The sequence below is a fragment of the Paraburkholderia franconis genome, assembly GCF_009362735.1.
Taxonomy (GTDB): domain Bacteria; phylum Pseudomonadota; class Gammaproteobacteria; order Burkholderiales; family Burkholderiaceae; genus Paraburkholderia; species Paraburkholderia franconis.
In genome coordinates, this window is sequence record NZ_WHNP01000007.1 from 105,906 (window position 1) to 126,659 (window position 20,754).

A 20,754-nucleotide genomic window follows, 5' to 3' on the forward strand; every position below is an offset into this window, starting at 1 on the left:
TTCAAGCCGGCCTCGTTGTGATCCGCTTCAACCAGTTCAGTCTCGCGCGCGGCACGAAGCCGCTTTTCGAACAGACCACCTTCACGCTCAATCCCGGCGAGAAGGCGGGCCTCGTGGGCGCAAACGGCGCGGGCAAATCGACCCTGTTCGCCGTGCTGCTCGGCGAACTGCACGCGGACGGGGGTGATTTCTCGATGCCGCCGTCGTGGCAGACCGCGCACGTCGCGCAAGAGACGCCCGCCGTCGATAAAACCGCGCTCGACTATACGCTCGACGGCGACGCGGCGTTACGCGCGATCGAAGCGCGCATCGCGGCGGCGTCCGACGCGCATGACGGCGCGACCGAAGCCGAAGCGCACGCCGCGTTCGCCGATGCCGACGGCTACACGGCGCCCGCACGCGCCGAAGCACTGCTGCTCGGCCTCGGCTTCACACTCGAACAGACGCGTGCGAGCGTGAGCAGTTTCTCGGGCGGCTGGCGCATGCGCCTGAATCTCGCGCAGGCGCTGATGTGCCGCTCGGATCTGCTGCTGCTCGACGAACCGACCAACCATCTGGACCTCGATGCGATCGTCTGGCTCGAAGACTGGCTGCATCGCTATCCGGGCACGCTGATCGTGATCTCACACGACCGCGAATTTCTCGATTCGGTCTGCAATGTTACGCTGCATCTGGAAAGCCAGCAGATCAAGCGGTACGGCGGCAACTACTCGCAGTTCGAAGTGCAGCGCGCGCAACAACTGACGCTGCAACAGAGCGCTTACGAGAAGCAGCGCAAGACCATCGAGCATTTGCAAAGCTTCGTCGACCGATTCAAGGCGAAGGCGACCAAGGCACGCCAGGCGCAAAGCCGGATGAAGGCGCTCGAAAAGATGGAACTGATTGCGCCCGCACACATCGCGTCGCCGTTCACGTTCGAATTCCGCGCGCCCGACTCCGCGCCGAACCCGATGATGGTGATGGAAAACGTGCGCTGCGGCTATCACGCGCCGGACGGCGCCGAGATACCGATTGTCGAGCGTGTTGCGCTGTCGATCCAGAACGGACAGCGCATCGGCCTGCTCGGCGCGAATGGCCAGGGCAAGTCGACGCTGATCAAGACGCTCGCGGGGACGCTCGAGCCGCTCGGCGGTCGCGTGCGCGAAGGCAAGGGGTTGAAGATCGGCTACTTCGCGCAGCATCAGCTCGAAACGCTGCGTCCCGACGATTCGCCGTTGCAGCACCTGTCGCGGCTCGCGCCCGACACCCGCGAGCAGGAGTTGCGCGACTTCCTCGGCAGCTTCAACTTCTCAGGCGATATGGCGACCACGGCCATCGCGCCCTTCTCGGGCGGCGAAAAGGCGCGGCTCGCGCTGGCCCTGATCATCTGGCAGAAGCCGAACCTGCTGCTGCTCGACGAGCCGACCAACCACCTCGACCTGGAAACGCGTCACGCGCTGACCATGGCGCTCGCGCAGTTCGAAGGCACGCTGATTCTCGTCTCGCACGACCGCCACCTGCTGCGCGCGACCACGGACCAGTTCATGCTCGTCGCGAAGCACCAGCTGCAACCGTTCGACGGCGATCTCGACGACTACCGCGACTGGCTGCTGCAGCACGCCGCCGAGCAGCGCGCCGCGCTGAAGGCTGCTTCGGACGCGACGACAGTGAACGGCGGCAATGCGAATGGCGCTGACGCGTCGGTGAATCGCAAGGAGCAGCGTCGCCAGGAAGCGGAAACACGACAGAAGGTCGCGCACCTGAAGAAGCCATTGCAGACCCGCATCGCGAAGATCGAAAAGGAAATGGACGCGCTCAACGCGGAAAAGTCGGCGCTCGACGCATTCGTCGCCGATCCCGCCAGCTATGGCGCCGAGCAGAAAACCAGGCTGACGGAAACGATACGACGTCAGGCGGAGGTCAACGCACGCCTCGAAACACTCGAAGCCGAATGGCTCGAAGCGCACGAGGAACTCGAACAAATCGGCTAGCGGCCCCTTCGCGTCGCGAAGGAAGACATCAGGAAAGCGAGGCCGCGCCAGCATCCACGGAGGGCTGGGCATTGTCGTCTACTGCCGCACTGAAGGGCTTGCGCGTGCTCGATCTGGCACGCCTGTTGCCCGGTCCCGCCGCGACGCTCCGGCTCGCGGAAATGGGCGCCGATGTGTTGAAGATCGAAGCGCCCGGCGCCGGCGACGCGTCGCGGGTGATGATGCAAAGCAGCGCCGATCGCGTCGCGGGGCGTCCCGGCGCGTTCTACCGCCAGTTGAATCGCGGCAAGCGCGAAACGCGGCTCGATCTGAAGTCCGAAGGCGGACGCACCGTGCTGATGGCGCTCGCGCGCGAAGCGGATGTGCTGATCGAAAGCTTCCGGCCTGGCGTGATGGATCGGCTCGGCCTCGGCTACGACGTGCTGCGCGTGATCAATCCGAAGCTCGTCTATTGCGCGATTTCGGGCTACGGCACGCAAGGGCCGTATTCACAACTGGCGGGACACGATCTGAACTACATCGGCTATGCGGGTGTACTCGACCAGCTTGCCGCGCGCGACGGCACGCCGATCCTCCCCAATTTCCAGATCGCCGATCTGCTGGGTGGCGCGCTGTCGGCCGTCAACCAGATACTCGCGGCATTGTGGGCCGTGGCGCGTGGCGGCGACGGGCGCTTCGTCGACGTGTCGATGGCGCATTGCACGCACGCGCACAACGTCGTCGCGCAAGTCGCGCTCGCCAACGATGGCGCGGCGCCTGTCGCGGGCAGCAGCCTGCTGAACGGCGGCGTGCCCTGCTACAACCTGTATCGCACACTCGACCAACGATGGCTCGCTGTCGGCGCGCTGGAACTCAAGTTCTGGGAAACGCTCTGCATGGCGCTCGATCGCCCGGACTGGGCGACGCGCCACTGGAGTCTCGGCCAGGCGATCGCCGGGCCGGATGCCGCGCAGTTGATCAAGGACATGGCCGAGCTGATCGCGACGCGGCCGCTCGCGGAATGGGTCGAACTGCTGGTGCCGCTGGATTGCTGCGTGTCGCCCGTGCTGACGGCGGCTGAAGCGGCCGAGCACCCGTTGTTCAATGCGGCCGCGCGCGAGGCACTGATCGCGCAGCAAACGAGCGATGAAGATGCGGACTGACTGACGAGTGGCGAGTGACGTATAACGGAACGTGGCGGCGCGCGAACTGCCCGGCTCACCGTCCTTATCGCCTGACCCGCCAGCCAGGACCGAACGTGCCTTTAACGCCGCGGCAACGTCTGCCGCGGTTCCCGTTCGTCGTCGACGAGCCGGTGCTTGCGCCCTTCGACATGATGGCGGATCGTCGCCCGGACCTCGTCGGCCGTGATGTTTTCCGCGACCACGCGCCGTGAAATCTGGCCCGCCGTGTCGATCCATTCGACGATCCGGCAGCCGCCGCCCCAAAGCCCGTGAATCGGCGCGGAGACGCGACAGCCGCGCAGATTCGACAGAAGCTCGTCCGAAGTTTGATGAGACTGTTTCAAGACGTCTTCCTTTTCCAGTCGTGACGTTGCATCTCACGAGGATAGGAAAAACGAAAGGCGCCTGGGTTACAGACTGAGCCGAGAAATTTACAGCGCATTACGCCGGAAAGCGGACGCGTTCGGGCAGCGTCTGACGCCAATTATTCGAGCGTGCGGATGCGGTCGATCGCTTGCTCGATGCGCTCGACGGCGATCACCTGCAGTCCGTCGATGGCTTGCTTCGGCGCGTTAGCCTTCGGAATCAGCGCAATCGAAAAGCCGAGCTTCGCGGCTTCCTTCAGACGTTCCTGCCCTCGCGGCGACGGACGGATCTCGCCCGCCAGCCCCACTTCGCCGAACACGATCAGTCCCTTCGGCAACGGCTTGTTGCGCATCGACGAGTGAATCGCGAGCAGCACGGCGAGGTCGGCAGCGGGCTCGCTGATTTTCACGCCGCCCACCGCGTTCAGGAACACGTCCTGATCGAAGCAGGCGATGCCCGCGTGACGATGCAGCACGGCCAGCAGCATCGCGAGCCGGTTCTGTTCGAGGCCGACGGCAAGCCGCCGCGGATTCGGCACGTTCGCCGTATCGACTAGCGCCTGCACTTCGACGAGCAGCGGCCGCGTGCCTTCCTGCGTCACGAGCACGCACGAGCCCGGCACGATCTGCTCGTGCTGCGACAGAAAGAGCGCCGACGGATTCGCGACGCCGCGCAAACCGCGCTCCGTCATCGCGAACACGCCCAGTTCGTTGACGGCGCCGAAGCGGTTCTTGAACGCGCGCACCAGCCGGAACGACGAGTGCGTATCGCCCTCGAAATACAGCACGGTATCGACGATATGCTCGAGCACGCGCGGGCCCGCGAGGTTGCCCTCTTTCGTCACGTGGCCGACCATGATGATGGCCGTGCCTGACTGCTTGGCGACGCGCGTCAGTTGCGCCGCGCACTCGCGCACCTGCGCGACGGAGCCCGGCGCGGAAGTGAGCGCTTCCGAGTAGATGGTCTGGATCGAGTCGATGACGGCGACGTCCGGCTTTTCGTCGGCGATGGTCGCCTGGATCTTTTCGAGCTGGATTTCGGCGAGCAGCTTCAGCTCGCTTGCGTGCGAGCCCGGTTCGAGCAGCGATAGCCGTTGCGCGCGCAACGCAATCTGCGCAGCCGATTCCTCGCCGCTTACGTAGAGCGCGCGCCGCTCGCTCGCGATCTGGGCAAGCGATTGCAAAAGCAACGTCGACTTGCCGATGCCCGGATCGCCGCCGATCAGCACGACGCCGCCCGCCACCAGCCCGCCGCCCAGCACGCGATCGAATTCGCCGACGCCCGTCGAAAAGCGCGGCACGTCCGACGCCTCGATATCCGCGAGCCGCTGCACGGGCTGGCTTTTCGCGAGCGACTGGAAGCGATGCGCGGAGGGCGATTCCGCAACCGTTTCGACGAGCGTATTCCACGCGTGACATGCCGGGCACTGACCCTGCCACTTCGGCGCCTGCCCGCCGCATTCCGTGCAGGTGTACAACGTTTTCTGTTTAGCCAACTTGTTTTGTCACGCGTGGTTATTCGTTATGTCTCGTTATGTCGCGCGCACGGCGCCGGTCATTCGGCGCGCACGGGCACGCGCTGCGCGACGGCGCACATCAGCTCGTAGCCGATCGTGCCGCATGCCTGCGCGACGTCGTCGACGGGCAGTTGCGCGCCCCACAGTTCGACGCGCGAGCCGACGTTCGCCTGCGGGCACGGCGAGAGGTCGACGGTAATCATGTCCATCGACACCCGTCCGACGATCCGCGTGCGGATGCCGTCGACGATGATGGGCGTGCCTTCGGGCGCGATGCGCGGATAACCGTCCGCGTAGCCGCACGCGACGACGCCGATGCGCATGCCGTCGCGCGCCGTGTAGATGGAGCCGTAGCCGATCGTGCTGCCTTCCGACAGCGTCTGCACGGCGATCAGCTCGGAGGCGAGCGTCATCGCGGGCTGCAGGCCCGTGTCCTTGATCGCGGAACTTACGCCCGACGGCGACGCGCCGTACAGCATCACGCCCGGCCGCACCCAGTCGAAATGCGCTTCCGGATACCACAGCGTCGCCGCCGAATTGGCGAGGCTGCGCGCGCCCGCGATGCCCTGCGCGCCGCGCTCGAACGCTTCCATCTGGTGAGTGATGCCGCGCTCGCTGTCCGCGTCCGAGAAATGGGTCATCAGCGTGATCTGGCCGACGCCCTGGCACGCCCGCGCGCGCTCCCATGCGGCGCGGAACTTGTCGGGCATATAGCCGAGCCGGTTCATGCCGCTGTTCATTTTCAACTGGATATTGACGGGCTTCGACAGCCGTGCCATTTCCAGCATGCGCAATTGCTCGTCCGAATGCAGCGCCGTCGTGAGGCTGTAGCGGTCGATGACGTCGATATCCGTCGGCCGGAAAAAACCCTCGAGCAACAAAATCGGGCCGGCCCAGCCCAATTCGCGCAACTTCACCGCCTCTTCGAGGTCGAGCAAACCAAAGCCATCGGTTGCGCGCAGTCCCGGAAAGGCTCGGGCGAGACCGTGACCGTAGGCGTTGGCCTTGACGACGGCCCAGATCTTGGACTTTGGCGCATAACGGCGTGCAACTGCGAGGTTATTGGCGAGAGCGGCGGTGTGAATAGTGGCTGAGACTGGGCGCGGCATGGGATTTTTTCGTAAAGACATTGTCGAATCAGGAGCTTACAGTGCGTTTTCAACACTTCGGAGGCTGACGTGACAATGCGATCAAGGATACTGCTAGTCGGGATTCGTCTATTTTCGTGATATAAAGCCGTGCGCACAACCCATTTCGAACGGAATAAGCCCGGACGCGCCACTGACGGCCGGGGCGGACGGACCGCAGCGAGGACAGCATCGCATCAGATGAAAAAAGGTTTTTACACCATTATGGCCGCGCAGTTTTTTTCCTCGCTGGCCGACAATGCGCTTCTGATCGCTGCTATTGCACTGCTGAAAGATCTTCACGCCCCGAACTGGATGACGCCGCTGCTCAAGCTGTTTTTTGTGCTGTCGTACGTCGTGCTCGCGGCTTTTGTCGGCGCCTTCGCGGATTCGCGCCCGAAGGGCCGCGTGATGTTCGTGACCAATACGATCAAGGTGGTCGGCTGCGTGGTGATGCTGGTCGGCGCGCATCCCCTCTTCGCATATGGCATCGTCGGCTTCGGCGCGGCCGCGTACTCGCCCGCCAAGTACGGCATTCTCACCGAGCTGCTGCCGCCTGACCGCCTCGTCGCCGCGAACGGCTGGATCGAAGGCACGACGGTGGGCTCGATCATTCTCGGCACCGTGCTCGGCGGCGCGCTGATCAGCCCGCACATCGCATCGCACATCATCAAGCACACGCCCCACACAATCCATACGCCCGCCGAAGCGGCGATGCTCATCATCATCCTGATCTACGTGATCGCGGCGCTCTTCAATCTGCGCATTCCCGACACGGGCGCGCGCTATCCGCGCCAGCAGCACGGACCGATCAAGCTCATCACCGATTTCGCCGACTGTTTTACCGTGCTGTGGCGCGACAAGCTCGGGCAGATATCGCTAGCCGTCACGACGCTCTTCTGGGGCGCGGGCGCGACGCTGCAGTTCATCGTGCTGAAATGGGCCGAAGTGTCGCTTGGCATGTCGCTGTCGGAAGGCGCGATCCTGCAGGCGGTCGTCGCCGTCGGCGTCGCGGCGGGCGCGATGATCGCCGCCGCGCGCGTGCCGCTGAAGAAGTCGCTGACGGTGCTGCCCGTCGGCGTCATCATGGGAATCGCCGTGATGCTGATGGCCTTCTATACGAAGCATCTGTTTCCGGCTCACTGGGGCGTGTATTACGGCAGGATGCACATCCCCGGCTATCTGATCTTTGCGTATGTATTCCTGATGGTCGTCGGCGCGCTGTCGGGCTTCTTCGTCGTACCGATGAATGCGCTGCTCCAGCATCGCGGACACGTGCTGCTGTCGGCGGGCCACTCGATCGCCGTGCAAAACTTCAACGAGAACCTGTCCGTGCTCGTGATGCTGTGTCTTTACGCCGTGCTCGTGTGGCTCGACGTGCCCGTCGCGGTCGTGATCGTGCTGTTCGGCACCTTTGTCTGCGTGATGATGTGGCTCGTGATGCGTCGCCATCAGGCCAACCAGCGCGCGTTCGACTCAGTATCGCTGATCGGCGAAGCGCGGCACTGAGACCTGTCCGCAGATCCGCGGCTTATTCTCTGATCGCGCTTTGACTGAGCGTTGTCCGCGCATCGTCTGAGGGCGCGTCCCGCGCCCTTCGCTTTTCAGGCTTTTCAGGTTTTTCCATGACCCGACCGATTCCCAACGTCCTGACGATCGCCGGCTCCGATTCCGGCGGCGGCGCCGGCATTCAGGCCGATCTCAAGGCTTTCTCGGCGCTTGGCGCTTATGGCGCGAGCGTGATCACCGCGCTGACGGCGCAGAACACGCGCGGCGTGACGGCGATTCACACGCCCGATCCCGCGTTCGTCGTCGCGCAACTGGACGCCGTGTTCGACGACATCCGCATCGATGCCGTGAAGATCGGCATGCTGGCCAACGCATCGATCGTACGCGCCGTCGCCGACGCGTTGCGACGCCACAAGCCGAAGCATGTCGTGCTCGACACCGTGATGATCTCGAAGAGCAATCACGCATTGCTCGCGCCCGAAGCCGTCGATGCCGTGCGCGACGAACTGCTGCCGCTCGCCGATCTGCTGACGCCAAATCTGCCGGAAGCGGCCGCGCTGCTCCGCACGTCGAGCGCCGCGAACGAGGCCGCGATGGTCGATCAGGGCGAAGCGCTGCGCAAGCTCGGTGCGCGCGCGGTGCTGATGAAGGGCGGCCATCTCGCCGCCGCCGACAGCCCCGACTGGCTCATCCAGGACAGCGGCACGATGCGTCTCGCCGGTCCGCGCGTGCCCGTGAAGAACACGCACGGGACGGGCTGCACGCTGTCGTCGGCGATCGCGGCATTGATTCCGCAACGCGACGACCTCGCAAGCGCCGTCGCCGATGCGAAGGCCTATCTGACGGGCGCGCTAGAACAGAGCAGCCGGCTCGACGTCGGCCATGGCGTCGGACCAGTGCATCACTTCTATCGCTGGTGGTAGCGGCGGGACGGTAGCCGCGCGGTGTCACGTGTCGAGTTGCGTCACGCCTGACGCGTCGGCCGCCGCGCAAACGCGTGTGCCCGCTCGGGCCAGTCGTCGGGCACGATGAAGCCGCGCGAACGCTCGACCCAATGTCCTTCCGCGTTCGCGACGAATGCGGCGACCATCGTCGGCGCCGTCTGCTGCATCAGCTGCTGCGCGAGCGCTTCTGCTGAAACGAAGCTCGATGCGTGCTGGCTGTCGTGGATGCGCGGCGAAAGCCATTCGAGCCTCGGCAGCACGATCCACGCATCGGCATGGCCGCTGGAAAACGATGGCCAGTCGGCTTGTGTCGCCCACCAGCCGCGCGCGTGCGACGGATCGATTTCGGCGGGATCGCGCTCGTTCGTGCCGTTGCGATAGAAGAGCCAGCCTTTGACGAACATCTGCGCGTCCCAGGGCCCGCGATGGCCGAGCGACGCAAACTCCTCGCGCGCGCTCAGACGCAACTGATGATCGAGCAGATGCGCGAGCTTCAGATCGAAGCGGTCCTGCAGATTCGGGCCCACGTAATCGGCCAGTTCTGCGCGGCCGTCGCCCGCGTGCAGATAGCATTTGACGGCCAGCTCCCAATGCAGCCGCCGGCCCGTCGGCGTCTCGACGAGAAAATCGCATTCGCCGAGCGTGATGCCGTTACGCCGCAGCGGCACGTTCGCTGCCACCAGCCGCGCGGCCGGGCCGTGCGTCAGGAACCACGCGAGCAGACACTCGGCGTAGCGGCCGAGGCGCGTCACGCGCGCGGCCGCGATATGCCGGTGCAACGCGGTGGGATCGGCGTCCTGCGCTTCGAGCCAGTCGATCGTCGCGGCCGCTGCATCGGGCGATTCGAACGGCGTGGCGAGCACGCCGGCCGGCGGTTGCGAGCGCAACAGATCGGGACTGAACAGGAGCCACGCGATGTCCCGCACGGCGGCGTCGGACAGCACATCGAGCCGGGCCGTCGATGGCGCCTCGAACGAAGCGGTCGGCCCGGCGGCGTCCATCATTTCGATGCGCCCGCTTGCGTGTCTTGCGGCGCCGCGTTGTGCCAGGCATCGCGGGCGAGACACAGGTCCTGCCACGACTTCGCCTTGTCGCCGAGGCTGCGCAGCAGATACGCCGGATGGTATGTGACGACCACGGGCACGCCCTCGTATGAGTGGACGCGTCCGCGCAGCGATGAAATGCTCGCGTCCGTCTTCAGCAGACTCTGCGCGGCGAAGCGGCCGAGCGCGACGATCAGCTTCGGCTTCACGAGCGCCACCTGCCGCTGCAGATACGGCTCGCAACGCGCGACTTCATCCGGCTCCGGATTGCGGTTGCCGGGCGGACGGCATTTGATCACGTTTGCGATATACACGTTCATGCCGCGCGCAAGACCGAGCGAGCGCAGCATGTTGTCGAGCAGCTTGCCCGCCTGGCCGACGAACGGCTCGCCCTGCCTGTCCTCGTTCTCGCCGGGCGCTTCGCCGATCAGCATCCAGTCGGCTTCGCGATCGCCGACGCCGAACACCGTGTTCGTGCGCTTCTCGCAGAGGCGGCAGCGCTCGCACGCCGATACGCGTTCTTCGAGCGCGTTCCAGTCGAGCGTGTCGACGGCAGGCTGCGCCTGGCGGGCGACTTGCGCTTCGCTGTGCGACGGCGGTTCGGCGGGAAGGTCGTCGAACCATGCGAAATCGTCGTCGGGCGGTGCTGCTTCTGTGTCGAGCGCCGGTGTGCGGCGGGCTGGCTCCGGCATGGACCGGTGAGCTTCGTCCGGCGTTGCTTCGTGGCGTGATGCGGGCGCACCTTGCGGCTCTGTTTGCGGTTCGTCTTGCGGTTCGTCTTGCGGTTCGCTTGCTTCGCGCGAGACAGCGGCGCGGGCCGCTTCATTGCCGTTGCCGGCCGTCACGGCAGCGGCTCGAACAGCCACATCGCCACCAACGGCATCGGCCTCGGCGCTTTCCGCGGTTCGAGCTGCGGCCTCGGCGCTCTCCGCCTGCGATTGCGTGTCGTCAGCCACGGCCGCGTGCTGTGCGATCCCTCGGCGCATCCACATCGGCGCGAGGCCGAGTTCTTCCAGCGCGGATTCATGCAGCGCCATCTGCGCCCTCCTTCTCGAAACTGAAACGCATCACGATGGCGTCCTCCCGGCTGCGATGCCGCGCCGGATAATAGTTCTTGCGCCGGCCAATCGACGCAAAGCCGAAGCGCTCGTACAGCTTGATCGCGCGATGGTTCGACGGCCGCACTTCGAGCAGCATTCCGGCAAGCCTTTCACTGCGCGTGACCCGAATGGCTTCGCGCAACAGCGCAAGGCCCGCGCCCGCGTGCTGCGCGGCGGGCGCGACGCACAGGTTCAGCAGATGCATCTCGTCGACGACGGGCATCAGCACGCAATAGCCGATCAGCGTACCTGTCACGTGCCGCAGACAGATGCCGAAGTAGCCGTTACGCAGCGAGTCTTCGAAATTTCCGCGGCTCCATGGAAATTCATAGGCGAGCTTTTCGACAGCCGCGACTTCGTCGAGATCGCCCTCCGTCATCGGCGACATATAGCGGTCCGCCAGCAGCACGCCGCTCATCGCGTGCCCTCGCCCTCGGCGGTATGCGCCGCACGCGTCGACAACGCCGACGCTGCCGTTTGCGCATGCTGCGCGGCCCTTGCGGCCATGCGCTCTTCTGTGGTCTGCGCGACCTTGTCGCGGATGTACTCGGGCGCCGCCTGGTCGGCGGGCAGCGTGCGGCCCGCGCGGAACGCGCGCAGCGCCGCGAATGCAATCGGCAGCGCGTGCGGCACGGCTTCGTGATCGACGGTTCGCGCGACGCTCGCCGCCTTCAGACGATCGCCGAACGCCGCGGCGGCATTGCCCGCCAGCGTGAACGGCTGGTCCGGCAGGTCGAGCGCATCGGGCGAGCCGAGCGCGGCGGAATGGACCGTGCGCCACTCGCTCGCGTCGGCATCCCACGCGTAGTCGGCCCAATAGACTTCGTCCATCCGCGCATCGAGCGCGGCAAGCACGCGCGTGACCGACGGATCGCGCCGGCGCGCGCTTTCGGCGCACGCGAGCAGCGTGCCGACCGGCACCACGGGGCAATTCAGCCCGAACGCGAGTCCCTGCGTGACGCCCGTCGCGGTGCGCAAGCCCGTGAACGAACCGGGTCCGGCGCCGAACGCGATCGCATTGCAGTCGGCGAACGCAAGACCTGCTTCGTCGAACAGTTCGCGGATGGCGGGAAGTAGCCGCGTGCTCGACACAGCGCCCGTCGATTCGTGGCGCACCCAGACACGCGGCTCGGGAGCAGACGCGTCCGCCTCGTCGGCCGATGAAGTGTCATCGGCGGATTCGGTGGACAACAGGGCGACCGAGCAAAATTCGGTCGAAGTATCGAGGGCAAGCAACACGGTTTTCGTCATGACCGCTATTGTAATGCGGCGCCCAGCGTCGCCGGATGCGAACACAACCCCACCTGCGGAGCGACGCGTTTGGAAGGATCGCTCCAGCCTCAGCGGGCCGTGCGCCGGGTCTCGCTTGCTATGATCGACGCCCTATCTCGAAAAAGCATGGAGGATCTGATGAGCGACGTGGACGGTCTTTTCGCGAAGGCACTGGAAGACGTGAAGCAACTGCCGGAGCGTCCGGGCAATCTCACGCTGCTGCGCCTGTACGCGCTCTTCAAGCAGGCCACCGATGGCGACGTGCACGGCGACAAGCCCGGCTTCACCGATATCGTCGGCAAGTACAAGTACAACGCCTGGGCCGCGCTGCAGGGCACCGCGCCCGACACGGCGAAACAGCAATATGTCGAACTCGTCGAATCGCTCAGGAACGGCACCGCCGCTTGATCGATACCGGAAGAGCAAGCCGTCGATTCTTCTTATGAATTGGCGGCTTTCGCTGAGATGACTCTTAATGGTGGCGCAGTGCAGCAAATATCGATATAATGCCGTCTGCGCTTCACCGCTTCGGCGGAAAAAGCGTCTCGAAACGTTTTGCTCCAATCCAGTTTAGAACCTGTCCCCTCCTGCAAGGCCCCACGGGCCGTCAAGTCCAGGCTGGCGGCAAGCCAATCCCGGCCTGTCGCATTCGATACAGCTTCTAACGAGAAACTCGCCTTCATTGTCGCGAGTTGCCCCCGTTTTTCGATTTGCTCGCTGCTTCTTTGCTCGCTGAATCCGACGACTTGGGTATGCCGATTGGCGCCGACGTATTACTTCCCATGTTTCAAGGATTCTCATGACTTCGAGCAATACCTCCAGCCCGCTGAACGCCATCGCCGATCAAGCCCTCGGTCTCGACACGCCTGAAACGGCCGTGCAAGCCCCCGAAGCTGAAGGCCCGACGTTCGCTGAGCTGGGTCTGTCGGCGGAGATCGTTTCTGCGCTGACGGCAGCCGGCTACAAGACACCGACCCCCGTTCAGCAGCGCGCAATTCCCGCTGGCATCGCTGGCCGCGACCTTCTGGTGTCGAGCCCGACGGGTTCGGGCAAGACGGCTGCGTTCATGCTGCCCGCCATCGAGCGTTTCGCCCAGCTGCAAAAGACGCAAGCCAATCAACCGCGTGAGCCGCGCGAGAACAACGGCGGTGGCCGCGGCCGCCGTCCGATGCCCGTCGCGCGTCCGGGCCTGCTGGTCCTCACGCCGACCCGCGAACTCGCGATGCAGGTCACGACGGCCGCTTCGACCTACGGCAAGCACCTGCGCCGCCTGCGTACCGTCAGCATTCTGGGCGGTGTCGCGTATGGCCAGCAGTTGATGCTGCTCGCGAAGAACCCCGAAATTCTCGTCGCCACGCCGGGACGTCTGCTCGACCATCTTGAGCGCGGCCGCATCGACCTGTCACAGTTGCAGATGCTCGTGCTCGACGAAGCCGACCGCATGCTCGACATGGGCTTCATCGACGACATTGAGACGATCGTCGCCGCGACGCCCGCCACGCGCCAGACGATGCTGTTCTCGGCGACGCTCGACGGCAAGATCGGCTCGCTGACGGGCCGTCTGCTGAAGGATCCGGAGCGCATCGAGATCGTCCAGCGCATCGAACAGCGCACGAACATCGCGCAGACCGTGCATTACGTGGACGACCGCGATCACAAGGACCGCCTGCTCGACCATCTGCTGCGCGACGCCGGCCTCGATCAGGCGATTGTCTTTACGGCGACGAAAAGCGACGCCGATATGCTGGCCGGCCGTCTCGCCGACGCTGGTTTCGAATCGGCTGCGCTGCACGGCGATCTGCCGCAAGGCGCGCGTAACCGGACGATCCGCGCGTTGCGCGAGCGCCGCGTGCGCGTCCTGGTGGCCACCGACGTCGCGGCTCGCGGCATCGACATCCCCGGCATCACGCACGTGTTCAACTACGACCTGCCGAAGTTCGCCGAAGACTACGTGCACCGTATCGGCCGCACGGGCCGCGCGGGCCGCTCAGGCATCGCAGTGAGCCTCGTGCATCACGCCGAGCAGGGTGCGCTGAAGCGCATCGAGCGCTTCGTGCGCTCACCCTTGCCCGTCAACGTGATCGCCGGCTTCGAGCCGCGCAAGGCGCCGCCGGCCAACGGCCGCGGCGGGTTCGGCGGCCGCGGCCGTCCGGGCGGCAACAGCAACGGCGGCCGGCGCTTCGGCGGCAAGCCGGGCTACGGCTCGCGCGACGGCAACGGCGGCGGCTATGGCGCACGTGAAGGCAACGGCGGCAACGGTGCGCGCGAAGGCGGCAATGGCGGCCGTAGCTGGGGCAACAACCGGCCCGCCGCAGGCGGCTCGCGTGAAGGCGGTTCGCGCGACGGTTATCGCAGCGAAGGCTATCGTGGCAACCGCGAAGGCGGCTATTCGCGTGACGGCGGCTTCGGCGCACGCCGCAACGACGGCTCGCGCAACTCGCGCCGAGGCGACTAAACCGCTCGCGTTCGGGCTCTCAAACGCCTGACGAAGGCGGACGAGAACAGCCTGACATGAAGAACCGACGCCCCGGCGTCGGTTTTTTTACGCCCCAATTTATGTTTCACGATGCGAAAAATTTTTTTGCCTCGTAAAAAATCGTGCTGCGTAGCACAAGAATGATCGTTGCGAGATGGAAAATTTCGTTTCTCAATGCGGAACACAAGATGCAAGCCATTGAAAAATAAAAAATAAAAATCGCCGAAAAAGCCTTGATGATGTCTGTTCCGGCGACTGCGTTTTGCCTAGACTCTTATATAAGACTTCACCCAACGAGACGCCTCTGGCAACCCTCGCTTCGTGGAAGTCACGAGTCCACCGAACCCTCTTCAGGCAAAAAGGAGCACACCATGTCGCGTAACGAACAGGCAAAGCAACTTCAACAACAGTGGGAAACCGACAGCCGCTGGAAAGGCATCAAGCGCGGCTATACGGCGGAAGACGTCGTGCGCCTGCGCGGCTCGCTGCAACCCGAGCACACGCTCGCGCGCCGCGGCGCCGAACGGCTGTGGAACGGCATGAAGGACGAACCATTCGTCAACGCGCTCGGCGCGCTGACGGGCAACCAGGCGATGCAGCAGGTCAAGGCCGGTCTGAAGGCCATCTATCTGTCCGGCTGGCAGGTCGCAGGCGACGCCAACGTGGCGGGCGAAATGTATCCGGACCAGTCGCTGTATCCGGCGAACTCCGTGCCGCTCGTCGTCAAGCGCATCAACAACACGCTCACGCGTGCTGACCAGATCCAGTGGTCGGAAGGCAAGAATCCGGGCGACGAAGGCTATATCGACTACTTCGCGCCGATCGTCGCCGACGCCGAAGCCGGTTTCGGCGGCGTGCTGAACGCGTTCGAGCTGATGAAGGCGATGATCGAAGCGGGTGCGGCCGGCGTGCACTTCGAAGATCAGCTCGCTTCCGTGAAGAAGTGCGGTCACATGGGCGGCAAGGTGCTCGTGCCGACGCGCGAGAACGTCGCGAAGCTGACGGCCGCACGTCTCGCCGCCGACGTGTGTGGCGTGCCGACCGTGCTGATCGCGCGTACCGACGCGGAAGCCGCCGACCTGATCACGTCCGATGTCGACGACAACGACAAGCCGTTCCTCACGGGCGAGCGCACGATTGAAGGCTTCTTCCGCACGAAGCCGGGCCTCGAGCAGGCCGTGTCGCGCGGTCTTGCGTACGCGCCGTATGCCGATCTGATCTGGTGCGAAACGGGCAAGCCGGACCTCGAATACGCGAAGAAATTCGCCGAGGCGATCCACAAGGAGTTCCCGGGCAAGATGCTGTCGTACAACTGCTCGCCGTCGTTCAACTGGAAGAAGAACCTCGACGACGCGACGATCGCCAAGTTCCAGAAGGAACTCGGCGCGATGGGCTACAAGTTCCAGTTCATCACGCTCGCCGGCTTCCACGCGCTGAACTACTCGATGTTCAACCTCGCGCACGGCTATGCGCGCCAGCAGATGAGCGCATTCGTCGAACTGCAGCAGGCCGAGTTCGCGGCAGCCGAGAAGGGCTTCACGGCCGTGAAGCATCAGCGCGAAGTGGGCACGGGTTACTTCGATGCCGTCACGCAGACGGTCGAGCGCGAAGCATCGACGACGGCCCTGCACGGCTCCACGGAAGACGAGCAGTTCTTCGATAACAAGAAGGTCGCCTGAACGGGCTGACGTCGTCTGACGTCGGCGGCTTCAGCGGCCGAAGATATGCGCCTTGCGCACGCAGCATCGTGAAAAACGGCCCCACAGAGGGCCGCTTCCCTACCCGGTTCGGATGGCCGCTGTGGGCCGTCCGAACGCGGATGTGACGAATCTGAGAGATACAACGGGGAAGCAAGGTCGGCACGCACCACGCGCCGACGCAAATTGGAAATGCGCGCGCCGGCTATCCGCTGGCGCGCGTCCTTTCAGGCGTATTGAGCGAAAACCGCGAACTCCGCGAATTGCCCGACAGCAGTCCCGCGAAACGCCAGGAACGCGGGCAGAAGACGCGCGCTATCGATAGACAATCACCGGAATTTTCGTATGCGTGAGCACGCGCTGCGTCTCGCTGCCGATCAGCAGACTGCCGAGTCCGCGCCGCCCATGCGACGCCATGAAGATCACATCGCAGCCGCCCTGCTCGGCCGCTTCGATGATGCCGAGATACGGCGATGGATGCACGCTCGTCTGGCTCGTGCATTCGACACCCGCGCCGCGCGCCGCCTCCTCGACCTCCTGCAGATGCTGACGCGCTTCGCGCTCGCTGCGGTCCTGAAAGTCGACGGGTGGTTCGATCACGACTTCGGAAAACGGCGAGTACGGATATTGCGGCAGGCACGCATACGCGGTGACGCGCGCGCCGACTGCCTGAGCGAGATCGATCGCGCCGTCGATTGCCTTTTTCGACAGATCCGAACCATCGGTCGGTACGAGGATGTGCTTGAACATGGTGCCCTCCGTCGTCGACTGCAGGTATGGAAAACGCCCGGTTGCCGCTCGCCGCTTTGCATCGTCACGAGCACGTTGATACGTGCGCTCATGCGTTCGGAATGGCCTGCGCCGCGCCGGCAGCGAAGCGGCGCGCAGGCCGTCAAGACGATTGTAGTGCGCCGAAATGTCGTGCAACGGGCGCGTGCGGGCTTGTCCGCATATCGGAAACCCGCGCGGGCTCTGACGTTGGGCTTGCAGCCCGGCGCACGCGGAAATCAACCCCAATACGCCGGATCGCCGTACGTATGCTTGAGAAAATCGAGGAAAAGTCGCACGCGCAACGGAAGGTGACGCCGTTGCGGAAACACCGCATGAATGCCGATGGGCGGCGCGGCAAATTCGTCGAGCACGCTGACGAGGCGCCCCGCCGCGATATCCATGCCGACTTCCCACCACGAACGCCACGCGAGTCCATAGCCTTCGAGACACCACTCGTGCAGCACCGCGCCGTCCGAGCATTCCATCGTGCCCGACACCTTGATCGTCACGACCTTGTCACCCTGCTGGAACATCCAGCCGCGTTGCTGGTTCGCACTCGCGCCGAGCGCGAGGCAGTTGTGATGCGCGAGATCCGCGAGCGTCTGCGGTGCGGGCCGACGCGCCAGGTAGGCGGGCGACGCGACGCACACCCGCTTGTTCTCGCCCAGTCTCAACGACACCAGCGACGAATCGGGCAATTCTCCGAGCCGTATCGCGCAGTCAAATCCTTCGTTGACCAGATCGACCATGCGATCGGACAGATCGAGAGAAATCGTCACGTCCGGATGCGCGACGGTGAACGTCGGCACGAGCGGCGCAACATGCCGACGGCCGAATCCGGCCGGCGCCGTCACGCGCAGATGGCCGCTCGCCTTCACGCCGCCTGCGGACACGCTGGCCTCGGCGTTCTGCATGTCGTGAATGATGCGCTGGCAGTCTTCGAGAAACGCCGAGCCTTCGTAGGTCAACGTGATGCGGCGGGTCGTGCGCACGAGGAGCTTGACGCCGAGGCGCTCTTCGAGCGCGTCGATGCGGCGGCCGATGATCGCTGGCGCAACGCCTTCGGCCTGCGCCGCCCCGGACAGGCTGCCGCGCGCCGCGACGGTCACGAAAGTCTCGATCTGCTTGAAGCGGTCCATCTTCGAATGACTGGGCGCATCGATCGCGCGCGAATTGGGTGATGCGCGTCAGATTAGGTTGATGAAAGTAAAAGATCAAGTGATCTTTAGAGTCTTTTTTAGCACAAGCCGTCACGAATAGAATCGAACCCGACCTCTGAATGGAGCGCATGGCGATGTCGGCCACAACGACACTCTTCCCCAAAGCAGTGATTTTCGATGCGTACGGCACGTTGTTCGACGTGCATTCCGTCGTCGCTGCGGCGGAGCAGATGTTCCCCGGCCACGGCGATGCACTCTCGCAGTTGTGGCGGCAAAAGCAGATCGAATACGCGCAGTTGCGTACGCTGTCCGACCCGGCCGGCGCGCACTACCAGCCGTTCTGGAACGTCACGCTCGACGCGCTGCGCTTCTCCGCGCGCAAGCTGGAGCTCACGCTGAACGCGTCCGGCGAAAAGCGCCTGATGGACGAGTACGCATGCCTTTCCGCGTTTCCCGACGTGCTGCCCGCGCTGCGGCAGCTTCGCGGCATGCGCACCGCCGGAAGCGCCGCGCAGATCGGTCTCGCGATTCTCTCGAACGGCAATCCGCAAATGCTCGACATCGCTGTCAAAAGCGCAGGCATGACGGGCGTGTTCGATCACGTGCTCTCAGTGGATGCCGTGCGCGCGTTCAAGCCGGCGCCTGCGAGCTATGCGCTGGGCACACAGGCGTTCGGCGCGAGCGCGCGCGAGATCGTGTTCGTGTCGTCGAACGGCTGGGACGCGGGCGGCGCGAACTGGTTCGGCTACACGGTCTTCTGGCTCAACCGCCAGGGTGCTCCCGCCGAGGAACTGGGCGTCGCGCCACATGGCACGGGCAGGAGCATGAACGAACTGATCGCGTTTGTCGAAAATCTCGCGTCGTCCGGGACAGCAGAGAAAGCTGGCATACGGGAGAAAAGCAGCAGCCGCGCGCGCCACAGCCCTGGCGCATGACGGCATGCCATCCCATTTGCACCCACGCGAGACGACGCATTGCAATTGCATCAACAAGCATCTTTAAAACTGACCGACCAAGGAGAAATCATGGCGAACACGCCGTCGCTGCCGCAGGGCATGAATATCACCGGAGAGATCAGGCCCGGTTTCGAGACCATTCTTACGCCGCAGGCGCTCGAACTCGTCGCCAGCCTGCACCGCATGTTCGAGCCGCGCCGCCAGCAGTTGCTGAAAGCGCGCGCCGAGCGCGCGAAACGTCTGGATGTCGGCGAGCGCCCCGACTTTCTCGCCGAAACGAAGAGCATCCGCGAAGGCGACTGGACGATCGCGCCGCTGCCGCAGGATCTGCAATGCCGCCGCGTCGAGATCACGGGTCCCGTCGACCGCAAGATGATCATCAACGCGCTGAACTCGGGCGCGGACTCGTACATGACCGACTTCGAAGATTCGAACGCGCCGAGTTGGGACAACCAGATCGCCGGTCATATCAATCTGAAAGAAGCCGTGCGCCGGACGATCTCGCTCGGGCAGAACGGCAAGTCGTACAAACTGAACGACAAGATCGCGACGCTGATCGTGCGTCCGCGCGGCTGGCACCTGGACGAGAAGCACGTGACCGTCGATGGCCAGCGCTTGTCGGGCGGCATCTTCGACTTCGCGCTGTTCCTGCATCACAACGCGAAGGAGCAACTGTCGCGCGGTACGGGCCCGTACTTCTATCTGCCGAAGATGGAAAGCCATCTCGAAGCGCGTCTGTGGAACGACATCTTCGTCGCCGCGCAGGAAGCCGTCGGCGTGCCGCGCGGCACGATTCGCGCAACCGTGCTGATCGAAACGATCCTGGCCGCGTTCGAAATGGATGAGATCCTGTACGAACTGCGCGAGCATAGCTCGGGCCTGAACGCCGGACGTTGGGACTACATCTTTTCGGCGATCAAGAAGTTCAAGAACGACAAGGACTTCTGTCTCGCGGATCGCTCGCAGATCACGATGACGGTTCCGTTCATGCGCGCCTACGCGCTGCAACTGTTGAAGACGTGCCACCGCCGCAACGCGCCTGCGATCGGTGGCATGAGCGCGTTGATTCCGATCAAGAACGACGCGGCCGCGAACGAGAAAGCGATGGCCGGCGTGCGCTCCGACAAGGCACGCGACGCGACGGACGGCTACGACGGCGGCTGGGTCGCGCATCCGGGTCTCGTGCCCATCGCGATGGAAGAGTTCGTCAAGGTGCTCGGCGACAAGCCGAACCAGATCGGCAAGCAGCGCGACGACGTGCAGGTGACGGGCAAGGACCTGCTCGACTTCCGCCCCGAAGCGCCCATCACAGAAGCGGGTCTGCGCAACAACATCAACGTCGGCATTCACTACCTGGGCTCGTGGCTCGCAGGCAATGGCTGCGTGCCGATCCACAACCTGATGGAAGACGCGGCGACGGCAGAAATCTCGCGCTCGCAGGTGTGGCAGTGGATTCGTTCGCCGAAGGGCAAGCTCGTAGACGGACGCAAGGTGACGGCCGATTTCGTGCGCGAACTGACCGTGCAGGAACTCGACAAGGTGAAGGCCGTGATCGCCGGCGATACGAAGCCGTACGATCGCGCCGCGCAGATCTTCAGCGAGATGTCGACGTCGGAGAACTTCACCGAATTCCTGACGCTGCCGCTTTACGAAGAACTCTGAGCATGACGATGCGTGCCGGACG

Annotated in this window: 18 protein-coding genes; 9 read left to right on the plus strand and 9 right to left on the minus strand. The window is 64.5% G+C overall.

Translation table 11 applies throughout. The annotated features are described in order from the left end of the window. The first annotated feature begins 17 nt into the window (after nucleotides 1–17). Nucleotides 18–1,970 (plus strand): ATP-binding cassette domain-containing protein, encoded by a 1,953-nt coding sequence (locus GCT13_RS10060; RefSeq protein WP_321574273.1) that lies wholly within the window; start codon nucleotides 18–20, stop codon nucleotides 1,968–1,970. Between the two features lie 89 nt (nucleotides 1,971–2,059). Then, nucleotides 2,060–3,112: a CaiB/BaiF CoA transferase family protein gene (locus GCT13_RS10065; protein ID WP_152757712.1), complete on the plus strand. Its 1,053-nt coding sequence runs from the start codon at nucleotides 2,060–2,062 to the stop codon at nucleotides 3,110–3,112. A gap of 101 nt (nucleotides 3,113–3,213) precedes the next feature. Here the strand turns inward: GCT13_RS10065 and GCT13_RS10070 are convergent, their stop codons facing one another. The 3 genes from GCT13_RS10070 to alr form a co-directional block, all read right to left on the minus strand. Next, nucleotides 3,214–3,477 (minus strand): DUF2866 domain-containing protein, encoded by a 264-nt coding sequence (locus GCT13_RS10070; protein ID WP_152757466.1) that lies wholly within the window; start codon nucleotides 3,475–3,477, stop codon nucleotides 3,214–3,216. Nucleotides 3,478–3,617: 140 nt separating this feature from the next. Continuing rightward, nucleotides 3,618–4,994, minus strand: coding sequence for a DNA repair protein RadA (gene radA, locus GCT13_RS10075; protein ID WP_152757468.1), 1,377 nt, complete (start codon nucleotides 4,992–4,994; stop codon nucleotides 3,618–3,620). Between the two features lie 59 nt (nucleotides 4,995–5,053). Continuing rightward, on the minus strand, nucleotides 5,054–6,124 hold the full coding sequence (gene alr, locus GCT13_RS10080) for an alanine racemase (protein WP_152757470.1): 1,071 nt from the start codon (nucleotides 6,122–6,124) through the stop codon (nucleotides 5,054–5,056). Between the two features lie 219 nt (nucleotides 6,125–6,343). Here alr and lplT point away from each other — a divergent pair, with 219 nt between their 5' ends. Both lplT and thiD read left to right on the plus strand, forming a co-directional pair. Beyond that, a complete protein-coding gene (gene lplT / locus GCT13_RS10085; protein ID WP_152757472.1) occupies nucleotides 6,344–7,651 on the plus strand; it encodes a lysophospholipid transporter LplT in 1,308 nt (435 codons plus the stop codon). Between the two features lie 116 nt (nucleotides 7,652–7,767). Further along, a complete protein-coding gene (gene thiD / locus GCT13_RS10090; RefSeq protein ID WP_152757474.1) occupies nucleotides 7,768–8,574 on the plus strand; it encodes a bifunctional hydroxymethylpyrimidine kinase/phosphomethylpyrimidine kinase in 807 nt (268 codons plus the stop codon). A 41-nt stretch (nucleotides 8,575–8,615) separates the two neighbouring features. Here the strand turns inward: thiD and GCT13_RS10095 are convergent, their stop codons facing one another. Genes GCT13_RS10095 through tsaB form a run of 4 tightly spaced genes read right to left on the minus strand, consistent with a single transcriptional unit; the run spans nucleotide 8,616 to nucleotide 11,989 of the window. Then, complete coding sequence (locus tag GCT13_RS10095; protein ID WP_152757476.1) at nucleotides 8,616–9,599, minus strand: DUF1853 family protein; 984 nt, start codon at nucleotides 9,597–9,599, stop codon at nucleotides 8,616–8,618. Beyond that, on the minus strand, nucleotides 9,596–10,675 hold the full coding sequence (locus GCT13_RS10100; RefSeq protein WP_152757478.1) for a uracil-DNA glycosylase: 1,080 nt from the start codon (nucleotides 10,673–10,675) through the stop codon (nucleotides 9,596–9,598). Before GCT13_RS10100 ends, GCT13_RS10095 begins: the two co-directional genes overlap by 4 nt. After that, complete coding sequence (gene rimI / locus GCT13_RS10105) at nucleotides 10,662–11,156, minus strand: ribosomal protein S18-alanine N-acetyltransferase (protein WP_152757480.1); 495 nt, start codon at nucleotides 11,154–11,156, stop codon at nucleotides 10,662–10,664. The genes GCT13_RS10100 and rimI overlap by 14 nt, the downstream gene beginning before the upstream one ends. Then, the gene (gene tsaB / locus GCT13_RS10110) at nucleotides 11,153–11,989 is read right to left on the minus strand and encodes a tRNA (adenosine(37)-N6)-threonylcarbamoyltransferase complex dimerization subunit type 1 TsaB (protein ID WP_152757482.1); all 837 of its coding nucleotides are present in this window, start codon (nucleotides 11,987–11,989) and stop codon (nucleotides 11,153–11,155) included. Before tsaB ends, rimI begins: the two co-directional genes overlap by 4 nt. A gap of 159 nt (nucleotides 11,990–12,148) precedes the next feature. Here tsaB and GCT13_RS10115 point away from each other — a divergent pair, with 159 nt between their 5' ends. From GCT13_RS10115 to aceA, 3 genes are all read left to right on the plus strand, one after another. Beyond that, nucleotides 12,149–12,418, plus strand: a complete 270-nt coding sequence (locus GCT13_RS10115; RefSeq protein ID WP_152757484.1) for an acyl-CoA-binding protein — start codon at nucleotides 12,149–12,151, stop codon at nucleotides 12,416–12,418. 391 nt (nucleotides 12,419–12,809) lie between these two features. Continuing rightward, entirely contained in the window at nucleotides 12,810–14,465 is a 1,656-nt protein-coding gene (locus tag GCT13_RS10120) for a DEAD/DEAH box helicase (protein ID WP_152757486.1), read from the plus strand. A gap of 392 nt (nucleotides 14,466–14,857) precedes the next feature. Further along, complete coding sequence (aceA, locus tag GCT13_RS10125) at nucleotides 14,858–16,165, plus strand: isocitrate lyase (protein WP_152757488.1); 1,308 nt, start codon at nucleotides 14,858–14,860, stop codon at nucleotides 16,163–16,165. 333 nt (nucleotides 16,166–16,498) lie between these two features. On the opposite strand, the gene GCT13_RS10130 is transcribed toward aceA, so the two are convergent. Both GCT13_RS10130 and GCT13_RS10135 read right to left on the minus strand, forming a co-directional pair. Next, nucleotides 16,499–16,933: a universal stress protein gene (locus GCT13_RS10130; protein ID WP_012400765.1), complete on the minus strand. Its 435-nt coding sequence runs from the start codon at nucleotides 16,931–16,933 to the stop codon at nucleotides 16,499–16,501. A gap of 257 nt (nucleotides 16,934–17,190) precedes the next feature. Next, nucleotides 17,191–18,093, minus strand: coding sequence for a LysR family transcriptional regulator (locus GCT13_RS10135; RefSeq protein WP_087735403.1), 903 nt, complete (start codon nucleotides 18,091–18,093; stop codon nucleotides 17,191–17,193). A gap of 155 nt (nucleotides 18,094–18,248) precedes the next feature. Here GCT13_RS10135 and GCT13_RS10140 point away from each other — a divergent pair, with 155 nt between their 5' ends. After that, the gene (locus tag GCT13_RS10140) at nucleotides 18,249–19,049 is read left to right on the plus strand and encodes a haloacid dehalogenase type II (protein WP_152757490.1); all 801 of its coding nucleotides are present in this window, start codon (nucleotides 18,249–18,251) and stop codon (nucleotides 19,047–19,049) included. A 90-nt stretch (nucleotides 19,050–19,139) separates the two neighbouring features. Continuing rightward, nucleotides 19,140–20,732 carry a malate synthase A gene (aceB, locus tag GCT13_RS10145; RefSeq protein ID WP_152757492.1) on the plus strand — a complete coding sequence of 531 codons (1,593 nt, stop codon included), beginning with the start codon at nucleotides 19,140–19,142 and terminating at the stop codon, nucleotides 20,730–20,732. Nucleotides 20,733–20,754: the final 22 nt, after the last annotated feature.

Excerpts from the sequence above, each read along its gene's own strand:
- aceA (WP_152757488.1), top strand. The coding sequence starts at position 14,858 with ATGTCGCGTAACGAACAGGCAAAGCAACTTCAACAACAGTGGGAAACC.
- lplT (WP_152757472.1), top strand. The coding sequence starts at position 6,344 with ATGAAAAAAGGTTTTTACACCATTATGGCCGCGCAGTTTTTTTCCTCG.
- rimI (WP_152757480.1), bottom strand. The coding sequence starts at position 11,156 with ATGAGCGGCGTGCTGCTGGCGGACCGCTATATGTCGCCGATGACGGAG.
- alr (WP_152757470.1), bottom strand. The coding sequence starts at position 6,124 with ATGCCGCGCCCAGTCTCAGCCACTATTCACACCGCCGCTCTCGCCAAT.
- thiD (WP_152757474.1), top strand. The coding sequence starts at position 7,768 with ATGACCCGACCGATTCCCAACGTCCTGACGATCGCCGGCTCCGATTCC.
- GCT13_RS10130 (WP_012400765.1), bottom strand. The coding sequence starts at position 16,933 with ATGTTCAAGCACATCCTCGTACCGACCGATGGTTCGGATCTGTCGAAA.
- GCT13_RS10095 (WP_152757476.1), bottom strand. The coding sequence starts at position 9,599 with ATGATGGACGCCGCCGGGCCGACCGCTTCGTTCGAGGCGCCATCGACG.
- GCT13_RS10115 (WP_152757484.1), top strand. The coding sequence starts at position 12,149 with ATGAGCGACGTGGACGGTCTTTTCGCGAAGGCACTGGAAGACGTGAAG.
- tsaB (WP_152757482.1), bottom strand. The coding sequence starts at position 11,989 with ATGACGAAAACCGTGTTGCTTGCCCTCGATACTTCGACCGAATTTTGC.
- GCT13_RS10120 (WP_152757486.1), top strand. The coding sequence starts at position 12,810 with ATGACTTCGAGCAATACCTCCAGCCCGCTGAACGCCATCGCCGATCAA.
- aceB (WP_152757492.1), top strand. The coding sequence starts at position 19,140 with ATGGCGAACACGCCGTCGCTGCCGCAGGGCATGAATATCACCGGAGAG.
- GCT13_RS10140 (WP_152757490.1), top strand. The coding sequence starts at position 18,249 with ATGTCGGCCACAACGACACTCTTCCCCAAAGCAGTGATTTTCGATGCG.
- GCT13_RS10100 (WP_152757478.1), bottom strand. The coding sequence starts at position 10,675 with ATGGCGCTGCATGAATCCGCGCTGGAAGAACTCGGCCTCGCGCCGATG.
- GCT13_RS10135 (WP_087735403.1), bottom strand. The coding sequence starts at position 18,093 with ATGGACCGCTTCAAGCAGATCGAGACTTTCGTGACCGTCGCGGCGCGC.